At 73.2% G+C, this 14756-nt stretch carries 14 protein-coding genes; 5 read left to right on the forward strand and 9 right to left on the reverse strand.

The window, feature by feature from the left end:
* Nucleotides 1-30: 30 nt before the first annotated feature.
* The 3 genes from ABD823_RS19090 to ABD823_RS19100 all read right to left on the reverse strand — a co-directional run bounded on the left by ABD823_RS19090 (nucleotide 31) and on the right by ABD823_RS19100 (nucleotide 2519).
* Nucleotides 31-945: an N-acetylmuramoyl-L-alanine amidase gene (locus tag ABD823_RS19090; protein ID WP_344861426.1), complete on the reverse strand. Its 915-nt coding sequence runs from the start codon at nucleotides 943-945 to the stop codon at nucleotides 31-33.
* A gap of 118 nt (nucleotides 946-1063) precedes the next feature.
* On the reverse strand, nucleotides 1064-1324 hold the full coding sequence (locus ABD823_RS19095) for a hypothetical protein (protein ID WP_344861428.1): 261 nt from the start codon (nucleotides 1322-1324) through the stop codon (nucleotides 1064-1066).
* A 112-nt stretch (nucleotides 1325-1436) separates the two neighbouring features.
* Complete coding sequence (locus ABD823_RS19100; protein WP_344861430.1) at nucleotides 1437-2519, reverse strand: LacI family DNA-binding transcriptional regulator; 1083 nt, start codon at nucleotides 2517-2519, stop codon at nucleotides 1437-1439.
* A gap of 160 nt (nucleotides 2520-2679) precedes the next feature.
* Here ABD823_RS19100 and ABD823_RS19105 point away from each other — a divergent pair, with 160 nt between their 5' ends.
* On the forward strand, nucleotides 2680-3363 hold the full coding sequence (locus ABD823_RS19105; RefSeq protein ID WP_344861432.1) for a TetR/AcrR family transcriptional regulator: 684 nt from the start codon (nucleotides 2680-2682) through the stop codon (nucleotides 3361-3363).
* Nucleotides 3364-3530: 167 nt separating this feature from the next.
* Here the strand turns inward: ABD823_RS19105 and bldC are convergent, their stop codons facing one another.
* Nucleotides 3531-3734 carry a developmental transcriptional regulator BldC gene (gene bldC / locus ABD823_RS19110; RefSeq protein WP_013133571.1) on the reverse strand — a complete coding sequence of 68 codons (204 nt, stop codon included), beginning with the start codon at nucleotides 3732-3734 and terminating at the stop codon, nucleotides 3531-3533.
* A 320-nt stretch (nucleotides 3735-4054) separates the two neighbouring features.
* Nucleotides 4055-4912, reverse strand: a complete 858-nt coding sequence (locus tag ABD823_RS19115) for a DUF8083 family protein (RefSeq protein WP_344861434.1) — start codon at nucleotides 4910-4912, stop codon at nucleotides 4055-4057.
* 319 nt (nucleotides 4913-5231) lie between these two features.
* Here ABD823_RS19115 and ABD823_RS19120 point away from each other — a divergent pair, with 319 nt between their 5' ends.
* Both ABD823_RS19120 and ABD823_RS19125 read left to right on the forward strand, forming a co-directional pair.
* Entirely contained in the window at nucleotides 5232-6335 is a 1104-nt protein-coding gene (locus ABD823_RS19120; protein WP_344861437.1) for a Leu/Phe/Val dehydrogenase, read from the forward strand.
* 149 nt (nucleotides 6336-6484) lie between these two features.
* Nucleotides 6485-6715, forward strand: coding sequence for a DUF3073 domain-containing protein (locus ABD823_RS19125; protein WP_344861438.1), 231 nt, complete (start codon nucleotides 6485-6487; stop codon nucleotides 6713-6715).
* A gap of 303 nt (nucleotides 6716-7018) precedes the next feature.
* Here the strand turns inward: ABD823_RS19125 and purM are convergent, their stop codons facing one another.
* Both purM and purF read right to left on the reverse strand, forming a co-directional pair.
* Nucleotides 7019-8044, reverse strand: a complete 1026-nt coding sequence (gene purM / locus ABD823_RS19130) for a phosphoribosylformylglycinamidine cyclo-ligase (protein ID WP_344861440.1) — start codon at nucleotides 8042-8044, stop codon at nucleotides 7019-7021.
* 55 nt (nucleotides 8045-8099) lie between these two features.
* Entirely contained in the window at nucleotides 8100-9536 is a 1437-nt protein-coding gene (gene purF, locus ABD823_RS19135) for an amidophosphoribosyltransferase (protein ID WP_344861442.1), read from the reverse strand.
* A 1186-nt stretch (nucleotides 9537-10722) separates the two neighbouring features.
* Here purF and ABD823_RS19140 point away from each other — a divergent pair.
* Entirely contained in the window at nucleotides 10723-11046 is a 324-nt protein-coding gene (locus ABD823_RS19140; RefSeq protein WP_344861444.1) for a hypothetical protein, read from the forward strand.
* A 64-nt stretch (nucleotides 11047-11110) separates the two neighbouring features.
* Here ABD823_RS19140 and ABD823_RS19145 read toward each other — a convergent pair whose 3' ends face one another.
* Nucleotides 11111-11557 carry a sterol carrier family protein gene (locus ABD823_RS19145; protein WP_344861446.1) on the reverse strand — a complete coding sequence of 149 codons (447 nt, stop codon included), beginning with the start codon at nucleotides 11555-11557 and terminating at the stop codon, nucleotides 11111-11113.
* A gap of 170 nt (nucleotides 11558-11727) precedes the next feature.
* Here ABD823_RS19145 and ABD823_RS19150 point away from each other — a divergent pair, with 170 nt between their 5' ends.
* The gene (locus ABD823_RS19150) at nucleotides 11728-13812 is read left to right on the forward strand and encodes a PhoX family protein (RefSeq protein WP_344861447.1); all 2085 of its coding nucleotides are present in this window, start codon (nucleotides 11728-11730) and stop codon (nucleotides 13810-13812) included.
* Between the two features lie 60 nt (nucleotides 13813-13872).
* Here ABD823_RS19150 and ABD823_RS19155 read toward each other — a convergent pair whose 3' ends face one another.
* Complete coding sequence (locus ABD823_RS19155) at nucleotides 13873-14739, reverse strand: AraC family transcriptional regulator (protein WP_344861449.1); 867 nt, start codon at nucleotides 14737-14739, stop codon at nucleotides 13873-13875.
* Between the last annotated feature and the right edge of the window lie 17 nt (nucleotides 14740-14756).

A 14756-nucleotide genomic window follows, 5' to 3' on the forward strand; every position in this document is an offset into this window, starting at 1 on the left:
GCACAGCGCACCGGCCCGGCCGGGAGCGCGTCAGCTCAGATAGACCTGGAGCCCGTCGGCGAGCGCGGTGGCGATCCGCTTCCGGAAGGCGGCGCTCTTGAACTTCGCCGCGTCCGTGGCGTTGCGCATGTTCCCGCACTCGATGAAGACCTTCGGGACCGTGGACAGGTTCAGCCCGCCGAGGTCGTCGCGGAAGCTCAGCGCGTTGCTCCCGATGTAGGTCGAGTACGGCAGGCCGGTGCCGCTGCGGAAGGCCTTGCGGATGGCGCGGCCGAGCTTCTCGGAGTCGTCCACGACCGGGTCCACCGGCCCGCCGATGCGCTTCGGGATGATCACGTGGAAGCCGCGGTCGGAGGCGCCGGCGCCGTCGGCGTGCACCGAGACGGCGGCGTCCGCCCGGAAGTCGTTGCCGATCTTCGCCCGCTCGGTGATGCACGGGCCGACGCCGGTGTTGTTCGTGCGGGTCAGCTTCACCGTCGCGCCCCTGGACTCCAGGATCGCCTTCAGCCGCCGGGACACGTCCCAGGTGAAGGCCGCCTCGGCGTAGCCGTCATCGGTGGAGGTCCCGGTGGTGTCGCAGGCCTTCTTCTGGGTCAGGACGTCGACCTGCCGGTTGATCGCTGAGGGGTTGCGGTAGTTGTGCCCGTTGTGTCCCGGGTCGATGACCACCCGCTTGCCGCGCAGCGGCCGGGCCGCGGCGTCCGGCAGGGGAACGGCGGTGTCGGAGGTCGCGGTGGCGTCACCGCCGGAGGGCGTGCGGGGCCCGCCGGTGGGAGGCGTGGTGGCCGGGGCGGGATCGGCCGGCGTCGAGGCCTGCGGCCCGGCCGTGCCGGTGGCGGGACCGGGGGCCGCCGGGCCCGCCGTGCCGCCGTCGGGACCGCCGCCGCAGGCGGCGACGCCCAGACCGCACAGGACGAGGACCGCCGCGAGTGCTCTGCTGGTCACGTTCTTCCCTTCGCGTGGACCGTCGGTCACCCAACCTACGCGGCCCGGCCCGCTGATCGTTCCCGCGGCCGGCGCCGGGCGTACCGCCGTCACCGGCCGTGACGCCGCCGGACGCGCGTCACCAGGCGTGGTCGCCGCTCCGGTGCCGCTGCAGGAGCGCGGCGAGCTCCTGGGCCTCCTCGGCGTCCACGCCGAGGACCACCCGAGGGCGCCCCCAGGGATGGTCGATCGAATGGGCGACATAGCTGGCCACGGAGCCGGCTCCGGACTCCGCTCCGAGATCCGTGCCGCGGCCGCGGGCGGTCCGCCACTGTGCCCAGGCCCGCTCCAGCTCGGAGGCGGCGCGCTGGGCGCATGACACCAGTTCTGGATCACGCATAGTTACCCCCCTTGTCACCGCCAGAGTCAACACCAGGCACTCGCGGCGGCCTCGGGGGTTTGCCCAGCCTTGGCACCCGCCTGGATGTGGGGTGACCCTCCAGGCGGGCGGCTCACCCGCGCGCGGGGCCGGTGCTGCGCCGTACCACGAGCTCCGGGGTGACCTGGCGCAGGCGGGAGGCCTTGCGGGGGTTGCCGATCCGGTCGCTGAGCAGTGCGGCGGCGGAGCGGCCCATGGCACGGCGGGGCTGGTCGACGGTGGTCAGCGAGATCGCGGGCACGCCCGCCAGGTGGGTGTTGTCGTAGCCGACCACGGACAGGTCCTCGGGCACCCGCAGACCGAGCTCGGCGGCGGCGGCGAGCACGCCCATCGCCACCATGTCGTTGGAGGCGAAGATCGCGGTGGGCCGGGGGTCGCGGGTCAGCAGGCTCCGCGCCGCGCGCGCACCGCCCTCCTCGGTGGGCTCGCCCTGCTCCACCATGATGTACGGCGCCAGCGCGTGCCTGCGCATCGCCACCAGGTAGCCCTCGCACCGGAAGCGGCCGCAGGAGCGGGTGCCCTCGATGTGGGCGATCCGGCGGTGGCCGAGCCCCACCAGGTGGTCGACGGCGAGGCGGGCGCCGAGCTGGTCGTCGTCCACGACGGCGTCCACGCCGTCGATCTCGATGTCGCGCTCGCCCACCACGACCATGGGCGTGTAGCCGGTGGCCTCGATCAGCGTCTCGCTGGTGGGCGGGATGCCGAGGAGGACGAGGCCGTCCACCCGGAGCTCCAGGAAGGCCTCGACGGCCTCGTCCTCGAAGGCGGGGTCCCACTGGCTGTTGCCGATGAGCAGCCGCAGCCCGTCGCCGTGCAGGCTCTCCTGCAGGCCGTCCAGGAACTCGGCGTAGAAGGGGTTGTGCAGGTCGGCGACGAGCGCCCCGACCAGGTGGGTGCGGCCCTCGACCAGGCTCCGTGCGACCGCGTTGGGACGGTAGCCGAGCTCCCTGGCGGCCTGTAGCACGGCCTGCCGGCGGTGCTCGCTGACGTGCGGTGATCCGCGCAGCACGAGCGAGACCAGCGATTTGGAGACACCGGCCCGCTCGGCCACGTTGCGGATCGTGGGTCGTGGGCGCGGTCCGCCGCCGTCGGGCGGGACGGCCGCGGTGAGCTCGCGGGTGCGGGCGGCGGTGGTGTCGACCGGTGGTCCTGACATGGCTCTCCCCCGGAATGGTGGGTGGGCACCTGTTCGAGGGTGTCCGGATGCCCTCTCACTCAAAACGATCGAGTTCCGGATGGGGTACGGCTTTTCCCGCGACAGGGTTCCGATCTCGGCGCCGGGGCCGTCCGGTGGCGACTTCGGTAGTGTGCGCACTGTGGGTTCGAGATCCGGGGCGGCCAGGCAGGAGAAGAGCGGCGGAGCGCGGCCGGCGCGGCGCAGGCTCAGTGTGGACCGGCGCCGCGAGGAGCTCATGGCCGCGGCGCTGGAGCTGTTCAGCAGACGTGACGCCGAGGACGTCTCCATCGACGACGTGGCCTCGGCCGCCGGGGCGTCGAGGGCGCTGGTCTACCACTACTTCGGCGGCAAGCAGGAGCTCTACGTCGCCGCGCTGAAGAGCGCCGCCGCGCAGCTGGAGGCGCGGCTGAAGCCCCAGGGGAACGGCCGTCCGCTGGACGAGCTGGCCCTGGGACTCGGGCGTTACTTCGACTTCGTCGAGGAGCACGCGGCGGGGTTCGCGGCGCTGCTCAAAGGCGGTCCGGCCAACCGCAGCGGTGAGATCGGTGAGATCGTCGACAGCGTCAGGCACCGGTTGCTCCGCCTCATCATGCGGCAGATGCGGGTCGAGGAGCCGGGTCCCGCCCTCCGCATCACGCTGCGCTCGTGGATCGCCTCCGTCGAGACGGCCGGCCTCGACTGGCTGGAGCACCGGGACATCGAGCGGCCCACGCTGGAGCGCATGCTGGTCGACCACATGGTCGCGCTCCTCGGGGTGGCTGCGAACCACGATCCCCAGGTCGACGAGATCCTCAAGGAGCTCGTCCGCGACCAGCTGCTCTAGCCGGGCCCGGGCCGGAACGGGGCCGCGCGGGTGAAGACGGCCGCGGGCGGCAGGTGGGGCGGCGCCGGGCGGGCGGCACCGCCTCCCACAGAGCCTGTACGGTCCACACGCCCACCCCCCGGTGAGCGCGCGTCTGATCCCCCGCGGGTCCGGACGATGTCCCCGTCCTACTCGGAGCGCTGCTGCGGAATCCCCGCGAGCAGCGCGCGGACCTCGGTCTCCCGGTAGCGGCGGTGCCCACCCAGGGTGCGGATGGACGTCAACTTGCCCGCCTTCGCCCACCGGGTCACGGTCTTGGGGTCGACGCGGAACATGGTTGCGACCTCCGCTGGGGTGAGCAGCGGCTCGGCCTCAGGTGTACGAGCTGACATTTGTGCGGCCTCTCCTCCGTGTGGACCGACGACAGCGATCCTGCGACTTGACGCTTGTCACGGATGTCCCCCTATGGCCCCTTGCGTGCGGCTGTTAGGACCATATGCGGCATCACCCGATGTGACCATACAGCCACACAGAGCGATTGGCGAGCCTTTAGGGCGACTCATCTCTCTTGTGTATGTGGTGCAGTCACGCTCGGTGATTCTAGCGACACGATTCGTGGTATCGCAGTGAAAACGGCAAACTACTCAGTTCGCAGATGCATCGCCGGACGTTGACAGCCTCACTTATGCAGGTCAGAGGGGTGATATGCGACTCAGTTTGCTGATTCGAGAAGTTGTATTGACCTCCAACGGGCGATGACCCGCCGGTACATGGCGGCGGCCAGCTCCTCCTCACCGGTGTCCAGGCCCGTCAGGGCGGCGGCCAGCTCGGCCACCGACTGGTCGGTGCGGAGCTCCTCGTCGTCCATGAGGTGGACGATGCCGCCGTAGTCCAGCTCCACCAGCGAGTGCGGGTGGAACTCCTCCAGCCAGCGGGCGACGTCCTCCACCTCCTCGGTGATGTCGATCCCGCCCACCCGCCTGCGGATGATCTGCAGCGCGCGGGCGACGCGGCGGCGGGCGTGCGCCATGGAGGTGACGTAGATCAGGTTGCGGGTGGTGGTCGTGCCCCCCGCCCCCGCCTCGCCGTCGAGGGCCAGCCAGCGCTCCCCGCCGTCGAAGGGCAGGAACCACGGCGCCGGGATGTGCCAGGTGGAGGTGCGGATGTGGGTGCGCAGGGCGGCCGAGCCGGCGCGCCGCTTGAACCGGTCGAAGTCGTCGGCGGTCTGCTCGGCGATCGACGGCGGCACGAACCGCTCCATCAGGACGCGCGGCGTCGTGCCCCGCAGGCGGGAGAAGGCCAGCCAGGAACGCAGCCGGCTCTGCCAGGGGCAGACGTAGAGCACGTCGTCCACGCGCCTCAGGTAGGCGTCGGGACTCTCGTGGACGGGAGCGGGGGCGGGCGGGATCCCTACCAGGCGCGCGACGGCCTCGCCGTGCTCGGCGTGGAGCGCGCCGGCCCGCCGGGGCCGGTCGGGCGCCTGCGCGTAGGCCCGCCACGAGACCTGTTCGGAGGGACTGAACGCGGTCAGAGGTTCATAGACGCGGAGGTACGCGGCATAGGGCAGCACGTTCGCATCGTGCCATGAAGGACCTGCCGTTGTCCGGTATCGGTCGGTGACCACCGCGGAAAACCGGCCCCGCCGTGCCCGGGGGCGGGCCTTTCGGAGACGGGGGGGCGGTGGGGACGGCGGAGGCGGGGGCGGCGCTGGGGGATGCCGCGACGGACACCGGGGAGGCGGCGGGCGGGAACGGGGGAGGGCACGGGGAACGACTGTCCCGGCAGGTGAGAGGGGCGGGATTCGGCTCGTCACGCCGGGGGGTTGTGGCTACGCTGAGGGTGATCTCCGCCGCAACGGAGCGGCGGACCGGACGACGGGAGTCACCACCGTGACGGACGTCTTCGGGCTCTCCCACAAGGACAGCAGCCCAGCAAGCGGCCAGGCCAGGCACGAGCAGGTCGTCTTCTGCTCCGACGAGCGCAGCGGCCTCCACGCGATCATCGCGGTCTACAACACCGCCCTGGGCCCGGCCCTGGGCGGGACCCGGTTCTATCCCTACGGCAGCGAGCAGGACGCCCTGGCGGACGTGCTCAACCTCTCGCGGGCGATGGCCTACAAGAACGCCCTGGCCGGCCTCGACCTCGGCGGCGGCAAGGCCGTCATCATCGGCGACCCGGACAGGGACAAGAACGAGGCGATGCTGCGGGCGTACGGAAGGTTCGTCCACTCGCTGGGCGGGCGCTACCTCACCGCGTGCGACGTCGGCACCTACAGCGAGGACATGGACGTCATCGCGCGCGAGACCCCCTACGTCACGGGCCGGACCCTCGCCCAGGGCGGCGCCGGCGACTCATCCATCCTGACCGCCTTCGGCGTGTTCCAGGGCATGCGGGCCGCCGCCGAGCACGTCTTCGGCACGCCCTCGCTGCGCGGCCGGCGGGTCGGGGTCGAGGGCGTGGGCAAGGTGGGCCACCGGCTGGTGGACCACCTCGTCGAGGACGGCGCGGAGGTGGTGGTCTGCGACGTCAGCGAGCAGGCCGTCGAGCGGGTGCGCGGACGGCACCCCCAGGTCGAGGTCGTCGCCGACCAGGCCGCCCTCACCGCGGCCGACATCGACGTCTACGCGCCGTGCGCGCTGGGCGGGGCGCTGGACGACCAGACGGTCGCCCGGCTGCGGGCCTCGATCGTCTGCGGCGGCGCCAACAACCAGCTCGCCCACCCCGGGGTGGAGAAGCAGCTCGCCGACCGCGGGATCCTGTACGCGCCCGACTACGTCGTCAACTCCGGCGGAGTGATCCAGGTCGCCGACGAGATCGGCGGGTTCGACATGGACCGGGCGCGGGCAAAGGCGGAGAAGATCTACGCCACGACCCTCAAGATTTTCACCACGGCGGCTGAGGACGGCGTCCCGCCGGCTGTCGCAGCAGATAGGCTTGCCGAGCGCAGAATGTCGGAAGTCGGGCGGATTAGGGGCATTTGGCTAGGTCGCTAGCCCATCATGCCCCTGCGGCGTACCGAGGCGGGCGCAAAACAGGTACGGTTGTAGTCGAACGAGAACTGACGCCTCAGTCAGGTGGTGTCAGTGCGTGGTGCGTTAGCGACGAGGGGTCGGGCACGACCCCACACGAGGGGGTCGAGCCAATGGGGCGCGGCCGAGCAAAGGCCAAGCAGGTCAAGGTTGCTCGCCAGCTGAAGTACAACAGCGGTGGCACTGATCTTGAGCGTCTTCGCAACGAGCTCGGAGTCAACGACTCCGTCCACAAGAACGACGCTGACGACTCCTACGATGATCTCGCGGATCGGTACGCCGATTACGCCGATGACTTCGACTCCGGAGACGACCGGGACGGCGGCACGTCCAGCCCCCGGTAGGCGGTATTCACCTTGAGTGAGGGCAGAACGCCCGGTGGGTTTCGGCCACCGGGCGTTCTGACCGTGCGCCCCGTCTCCTCCGGCGCTCCGGAACCCGGAGCGCCTGCGGTCGTTCCCCGGGACTCCTCGCCCCCGCGCGGGCAGCGGCGAGCGCCGACGGCTCCGGCCGTGGAGGGGGGCTGAGCCGTCGGGGACCCGCCGCCGTGGAGAGGGCGCGATGACGGTCGTCCGGTGACGTCCCCGTCCCGCGCCCCCTCTCCGGCCCGCGAGGCGGGAGGGGAGAAGGGGCGCGGGCGCAGGGGCTTAGCGGTAGCGCGCCCGGCCGGTGCCCGGCACGATCTCGCCGAGGACCCAGGCGGGCAGGTTCCGCTCCTCGAGCAGGGCCAGAGCCGGGCCGACCGCGTCCGCGGGGACGATCGCCGCCATGCCCACGCCCAGGTTGAAGGTGCGGTCCATGTCGGCCTGCGCGACCCCGCCGTGGCCGGCGAGCACCTCGAAGACGGCGGGCGGGGTCCACGACGACCGGTCCAGCACCGCGTCCAGCCCCGGCGGGAGCGAGCGGGACAGGTTGCCCTCCAGGCCGCCGCCGGTGATGTGGGCGTAGGCGTGGACCTCGACGGTGCGGGCCAGCGCCAGGCAGTCGAGGGCGTAGATCCGGGTCGGCTCCAGCAGCTCCTCGCCCAGCGTCCGGCCGAACTCGGGGACCTCCTGCTCCAGCGAGAGCCCGGCGGTCTTGATGATGTGCCGGACCAGCGAGTAGCCGTTGGAGTGCACGCCGGAGGAGGCCAGCGCGAGCACCGCGTCGCCTTCGCGGACCCGGTGCGCCCCCAGCATGTCGTCCGCCTCGACCACTCCGGTGGCCGCGCCCGCCAGGTCGTACTCGTCGGCGCCCATGGCGCCCGGGTGCTCGGCGGTCTCGCCGCCGACCAGCGCGGTGCCGGCCAGGCGGCAGCCCTCGGCGACCCCGCCGACGATCTCGGCGATCCGCTCGGGGACGACCTTGCCGCAGGCGATGTAGTCGGTCATGAACAGCGGCTCGGCGCCGCAGACCACCAGGTCGTCCACGACCATGCCGACCAGGTCGACGCCGATCGTGTCGTGCTTGCCCAGCGCCTGCGCGAGCATGACCTTGGTCCCGACCCCGTCGGTCGAGGTGGTCAGCAGCGGCCGCTTGTAGGTCAGCAGCGCCGAGGCGTCGAACAGCCCGGCGAAGCCGCTGGCGTCGTCGACCACCTCCGGCCGGCGCGCCCGCGCGACCTTCGCCTTCATCAGCTCGACGGCGCGCTCACCCGCGTCGATGTCCACTCCGGCGGCTGCGTAGCTGGTCATACGGCCTCCTCCGTCGGTCGTACGACCTCGGTGCTGTGCCTGTCGGCCCGCTCGCTCACGCCTTGGCCTCCAGGACGTACTTGCCCACGTTGTCGTGGTCGACGGCGATCGGGTACTCGCCGGTGAAGCAGGCGCGGCAGAGCCGCTCGGCGGGGATCGTGGTCGCCGCGGTCAGGCCCTCCAGCGAGATGTAGCCGAGGGAGTCGGCGCCGAGGGAGTCGCGGATCTCCTCCACGCTGAGCGAGCCGGCGATCAGCTCGGCCCTCGTCGCGAAGTCGATGCCGTAGAAGCACGGCCAGGCGACCGGCGGCGAGGAGATCCGGACGTGGACCTCGCGCGCGCCCGCCTCCCGCAGCATCTTGACGATCGCCCGCTGGGTGTTGCCGCGCACGATCGAGTCGTCCACGACGACCAGGCGCTTGCCGGCGACGACCTCCTTCAGCGGGTTCAGCTTGAGTCGGATGCCGAGCTGGCGGATCGTCTGGGACGGCTGGATGAAGGTCCGGCCGACGTAGGAGTTCTTCACCAGGCCCTGGCCGTACGGGATCCCGCTCTCCTCGGCGTAGCCGACGGCGGCGGGGGTGCCGGACTCGGGCGTGGGGATGACCAGGTCGGCCTCGACCGGGTGCTCGCGGGCCAGCGTGCGGCCGACCTCGACGCGGGTGCTCTGCACGCCGCGCCCGGCGATGGTGGTGTCGGGACGGGCGAGGTAGACGTACTCGAACAGGCAGCCCTTGGGCTCGGCCAGCGCGAACCTGCGGGACCGCACGCCGCGCTCGTCGATGGTGATGAGCTCGCCCGGCTCGATCTCGCGGACGAAGGTGGCGCCCACGATGTCCAGGGCGGCGGTCTCGGAGGCGACCGCCCAGCCGCGCTCCAGCCGGCCGAGGACCAGCGGGCGGATGCCCTGCGGGTCGCGGGCGGCGTACAGCGTCCGCTCGTCCATGAAGACGAGCGAGTAGGCGCCCTTGACCTGCGGGAGGAGATCGGCGGCGGCGTCCTCGACGGGCTGGCCGCGGTCCTGGGCCAGCAGCGCGGTCAGCACCTCGGTGTCGGTGGTCGCGCGGACGGTGCCCGGGGCGAGCCGCCGGGCCAGCTCGGGGGTGTTGATCAGGTTGCCGTTGTGGGCGAGCGCGAGCCCGCCGCCGTCGGCGGAGCTCAGCGTCGGCTGGGCGTTCTCCCAGACGCTCGACCCGGTGGTCGAGTAGCGGCAGTGGCCGATGGCCAGATGACCGCGGAGGGTGCCCAGCACCGACTCGTCGAAGACCTGGGCCACCAGGCCCATGTCCTTGTAGACGAGGATGCGGCTGCCCTCGCTGACCGCGATGCCGGCCGACTCCTGGCCGCGGTGTTGCAACGCGTACAGCCCGTAGTAGGTGAGTTTGGAGACCTCCTCCCCGGGGGCCCATACGCCGAAGACGCCGCAGGCGTCCTTCGGGGGTCGGTCACGGGGGTCAAGGTCATGGCTCAGCTGGCCGTCGCCCTTCAGCACATGGCTCAGTGTAGGTCGGGCTCCCGATTGCTCGTACCCCGGGTCCGGCTCTCCGGCTTGCCACACCCTGACCGAACGATCGCTCCCGATTTGCCGAGCCGGTCGGTGATATCCGCGGCGACCGGGGGAAAGTGGGATCTCCGGCATGTCTACACGTCGGGAGATCGTCGGGAGAGCGGACGTGACAACACCTGTGGACCCAGATCAGCCTGAGCCGCGGCGGGAGCCGGAGGGCCGGCGGCCCGAGCGGGAGGAGCCGGGGCCTCCGGACGCCCGGGAGCCCTCGCAGGTCCCGGAGTTCCCGGAGTTCCCGGAGTTCCCGGAGCCTCCGGAGGTCTCCACCGCGCCGATGCCGGGTGTGCCGGGGACGCCGGACGCCCCCGGCGGGTACGGCCCGCCGGGGGAGCCGAGGCCGCCGCACCCGGACGTGCCGGACGCGCCGGAGGTGCCGGGGACGCCGGGTGAGCCCGCCCCGCCCGAGGAGCCCAGCCCGCCGGGGGAGCCGAGGCCGCCGCACCCGGACGTGCCGGACGCGCCGGAGGTGCCCGAGCCGTTCCGGATGGACCCGGGAGACCGGGGCCCGGAGCCGGAGGCGGCGCCGCCTCCCTATCCGGGCTGGGAGAGCGCCGCCGAGCGGCCCCTCGGCGAGGGACCGGTGATCCAGCCGGGTGCCTCGGCCGTCTCCGGCCCCTCGCGGTACGAGCCGCCGACGCCCCCGCCGGGTACCGGTCCCGTCCCGTCCCCGCCCGGCGGGCCCGCCGCGGGGGAGTCCCCGGTGGGCGGGCCGGCCGCGCCGGAGGAGCCGCCCGGTCCCGGCGGGCCGTACGGCGGGCCCGCCGCGGGGGCCGCGGGCCCGCCCGGTGAGCCGACCGCCGGGGCGCGGCCCTATGGTGGTGAGCCTGTGGGACGGACCGGAGCCGGGGGTCCCGCGGGGCAGGAGGGCGGCCCGTCCGGGCCGGGCGGCCGGCAGCCGTCCCCGCCCTCCGCCGCGCAGCCCCCGCCCCACGCCCCCGTTACTCCGCCGTCCGGCGGATTCGCATATCAGGCGCCGCCTCCGGGCGGCTCCTCCTCCGCGCCGCCCCCGGGCGGCGCCTACCCCGCCCCGCAGGGCCCGCCGCAGGCGGCGCCGTGGCCGGGCGGTCCGACATATCCCGGAGGCCCGGCGCAGTATCCGGTGCCTCCGGGCATGCGGCCCGCGACCGGGCGGGGCGGCGGGCTCGGCACCGCCGCGCTCGTGCTCGGCATCGCCAGCGTCCTGCTGCTCGTCGCCTGCGGGCTGGGCGTGCTGACGGCGATCGCCGGTCTGATCGTGGGCTTCATCGCGGTGGCCAAGGACGCCAACCGCCGCCGCGCCTGGGTGGGCATCGCCCTGAGCGCCCTCGCCCTGGTCATCGCCGCGGCATCCGTCGTCTGGTTCTTCAGCCGTGCGAGCGCCTGCATGGACCTGCCGCCCGGGCTCCAGGAGCGCTGCCTGGAGGAGCGGTTCGGCATCCGGGTCGAGGTGCCCTGACCGGCGACGCGCCCGCGGCCCCAGGGCTCCGGCCGTGTCCCGTGCCGGGCCCGCCCGCGCGACCTCAGACGACCGGGAGGTGCTCCGCCAGGTCGGCGCGGGCCCCGCTCGCCGCGACGCGCCCGTCCGCCACCGCCTCGGTCCACGCCAGCCGCCCGGTGGCCAGCTCCAGCCACGTCCGCGCGTCCGTCTCCACCACGTTCGGCGGGGTGCCCCGGGTGTGCCGGGGGCCCGCCACGCACTGCACCGCCGCGTACGGGGGCACCCGCACCTCCACGGTCCGGCCCGGGGCCGCCGCGGCCAGCCGGTCCAGCAGGTGCCGTACGGCCAGGCGGGCGGCGTCCCGCTCCGGCCGGAGCCCCCGTCCGTAGGCCCGTAGGACGACCGCGACACACGCTCCCAGCAGGGCGTCGAGGCCGTCCGGGCCGTCGTAGGGCGGCTCGTCGAGGGCGGTCAGCTGCTCGTCCAGCGCGGCGCGGACCTTGGCGGGATCGGGTTTGTGAGGTGGCACGCCCCCATCATGCCCGCCGCAGGGGACACCCAGGGGAGGGGAGGCGGCCGGAGAATCCGCCCATCGATGACGAACGGTTCATCACCCGGGCAAACGTCGTTCACCTCCGGTTCGGCCGGTCCGCCTAGCGTCCCGGCTCGGAAACATCTGTGCACCCTTTGGAGGCCACTGTGGCGAACCCCTCGCCGCGCCGAACGCTCCCGCTGCTCACGAGCCCGCACAAGAGCGGGCGCAGCGCGCTGACCTGCGAGTTCCGCTGCGGCAACGCGTGCGCGCACGACGTCCCCAACACCAGCGACAACGCGTACTTCGGCGACGTGGTCACCTCGGTCCTGTCCCGCCGCGGCGTGCTCCGGGCGGGGGCGCTCGGCGCCGTGGCCGTCGGGGCGGGGGTGGCCGGCGTGGCGGGTGCCGTGCCCGCCGCCGCCGACCCCGGGGTGGAGGCGCAGGGCTTCGGCCGCGGGCACGAGCACGGCCGGGGCGCGCTGCGCTTCGCGGCCGTCGCGCCGAACAGGGAGGACCGCATCGTCGTCCCCGAGGGCTACGAGTCGGCCGTCGTCGTGCGCTGGGGCGACCCGGTCCTGCCCGGCGCCCCGGAGTTCGACTACGAGAACCAGACCGCCGAGGCGCAGGCCAAGCAGTTCGGCTACAACTGCGACTTCGTGACGTTCTTCCCGATGGGCCGCGACCGCGGCCTGCTCTGGGTGAACCACGAGTACACCGACGAGGCGCTGATGTTCCGCGGCTACACCGGCGGGAACGCCGCGACCGAGGAGCAGATCAAGATCGCCCTGGCCGCGCACGGCGGCTCGGTGGTCGAGGTCGAGCGGGTGCGCGGCACCGGCCGGTGGACGCTGGTCACCCGGGGCCGCCGCCGCTACAACCGCCGCATCACCGCGCAGACCCCGATGCGGTTCACCGGCCCGGCCGCCGGCAGCGACCTGCTGAAGACCGCCGCCGACCCGGAGGGCACCACCGTCCTCGGCATGCTGAACAACTGCGCGGGCGGCACCACCCCGTGGGGCACCGTGCTGACCGCCGAGGAGAACTTCAACCAGTACTTCGTGCTGGGCAGCGGCGCGCCGGAGGACCAGAAGGCCGCCCTCAAGCGGTACGGCATCGACACCGCCTCGACCACGCCGGGCGGACGCCGCTTCGACCGGGTCGAGGAGCGCTTCGACCTGTCCAAGCACCCGCACGAGGCCAACCGCTTCGGCTGGATCGTGGAGATCGACCCGTTCGACCCCGACTCCACCCCGGTCAAGCGCACCGCGCTGGGCCGCTTCGCGCACGAGGCCGCCACCACCACCCTGGCCAAGGACGGCCGGGTCGTGGCCTACATGGGCGACGACTCCCGCTTCGAGTACGTCTACAAGTTCGTCTCGAAGAAGCGCTACATCCCCGGCTTCGACCGCCACAACCGCACCCTGCTGGACGAGGGCACGCTGTACGTGGCGAAGTTCACCGGTGACAGCCCGGCCGCCGAGATCGACGGCTCCGGCAAGCTCCCCGCCGACGGCGGCTTCGACGGCTCGGGCGAGTGGATCCCGCTGGTCACCGGGAACGTCTCCCACGTGCCGGGCATGACCGCCGCCGAGGTCCTGGTCTTCACCCGGCTGGCCGCCGACAAGGTCGGCGCGACCAGGATGGACCGGCCCGAGGACGTCGAGCGCAACCCCGTCACCGGCGCCGTCTACGTGGCGCTGACCAACAACTCCAACCGGGCCCCGGCCCAGGCGGACGAGGCCAACCCGCGCGCCTACAACAAGCACGGCCACGTGCTGGAGATCGTCGAGCGCCGCAACGACGCCGGGGCCACGACCTTCGCCTGGTCGCTCCCGCTGGTCTGCGGCGACCCGGCCGACGCCTCGACCTACTTCGCCGGATTCGACAAGAGCAAGGTCTCGCCGATCTCCTGCCCGGACAACCTGGCCTTCGACCGCGACGGCAACCTGTGGATCTCCACGGACGGCAACGCGCTCGGCTCCAACGACGGCCTGTTCGTCATGCCGGTCGCCGGGCGCGAGCGCGGCCACCTGCGCCAGTTCCTCACCGTGCCGCTCGGCGCGGAGACCTGCGGCCCGATGATCACCGAGGACCAGCGCAGCGTCTTCGTCGCGGTGCAGCACCCCGGTGAGGTCGACGGCGCCTCTCCGGAGTCCCCCGCCAGCCACTGGCCGGACGGCGGCGACAGCCAGCCCCGCCCGTCGGTCGCGGTGGCCTGGCACAGCCGGGGCAAGAAGATCGGTTCCTGATCCCGGCGCGCCCCGCCGTACCGGCATCCGGGAGCCGGTACGGCGGGGCGCCGGGCCCGTTCAGGCGGTCTCCCGCTCCACGGGGATCCAGAGCTCGGCCTCCGCCTCCGTGCCGTCCGGGGAGACCACCGTGCGGGAGATCTCCGGGCCCGGCCGGCTCCGGTACGGGTTGGAGGGGAACCACTGGGTGAACACGTCCCGCCACAGGTACTGCACCGCCTGCGGGAACGCGCCGGAGGCCTCGAAGACCGCCCAGGCGCCCGCCGGGACCTCCAGCACGTCCATGCCCTCGGGGGCGTCGGCGCCCGTCACCGCGGCGCAGTAGTAGTCGAGCTCGCTGCCCTCCTCCCGCCGGTCGGTGAGGGCGTCGGCCGCGTTGACGAGGCCCTGCGGCGCCTGGTCCGACAGCGCCGCGATGCGGTCCAGACCCTCCTTGCCGATGCCCCGGGTGAACTCGGCGATCGCCGGGTTCATCCCCTCGTGGACGAGGGGGACGCGGGCCTTCCTGCCCACGAGCCGGAAGGCGTCCTTCTCCACGATCCTGTACCGCATGCCGCTGCTCCCTTCGACGACGAGGCGGAAGGACATCCGGGGCTGGGAGTACAGCGCGGCGCCGGTCCGTCTGGCCTCGCCGGGCCCGACGCCGTGCACGGCGCGGAACGCCCGGGCGAACGCCTCGCCCGAGCCGTAGCCGTACCGCACCGCGATGTCGAGCAGCGTCTCCTGCCCGGCGAGCACCTCGGCGCCCGCCAGGGTGAGCCGCCTGCGGCGGACGTACTCCGACAGCGGCAGGCCCGCCAGCGCGGAGAACAGCCGCCGGAAGTGGTACTCCGACGTGGCGGCGATCCGCGCCGGCTCGGCCATGTCGATCTCCCCGCCGAGGTGGTCCTCGATGTAGTCGATGGCCCGGTTCAGCCGCTCCAGCACCCCGGCCTCCTTCCCTT

This window comes from Planomonospora alba (genome assembly GCF_039534085.1).
Taxonomy (GTDB): Bacteria; Actinomycetota; Actinomycetes; order Streptosporangiales; family Streptosporangiaceae; genus Planomonospora_B; species Planomonospora_B alba.

Coding starts and splice junctions, on each gene's coding strand:
- ABD823_RS19095 (WP_344861428.1), bottom strand. CDS start 1,324: ATGCGTGATCCAGAACTGGTGTCATGCGCCCAGCGCGCCGCCTCCGAG.
- purM (WP_344861440.1), bottom strand. CDS start 8,044: ATGACCAGCTACGCAGCCGCCGGAGTGGACATCGACGCGGGTGAGCGC.
- ABD823_RS19140 (WP_344861444.1), top strand. CDS start 10,723: ATGCGGCCCGCGACCGGGCGGGGCGGCGGGCTCGGCACCGCCGCGCTC.
- ABD823_RS19100 (WP_344861430.1), bottom strand. CDS start 2,519: ATGTCAGGACCACCGGTCGACACCACCGCCGCCCGCACCCGCGAGCTC.
- ABD823_RS19125 (WP_344861438.1), top strand. CDS start 6,485: ATGGGGCGCGGCCGAGCAAAGGCCAAGCAGGTCAAGGTTGCTCGCCAG.
- bldC (WP_013133571.1), bottom strand. CDS start 3,734: ATGTCAGCTCGTACACCTGAGGCCGAGCCGCTGCTCACCCCAGCGGAG.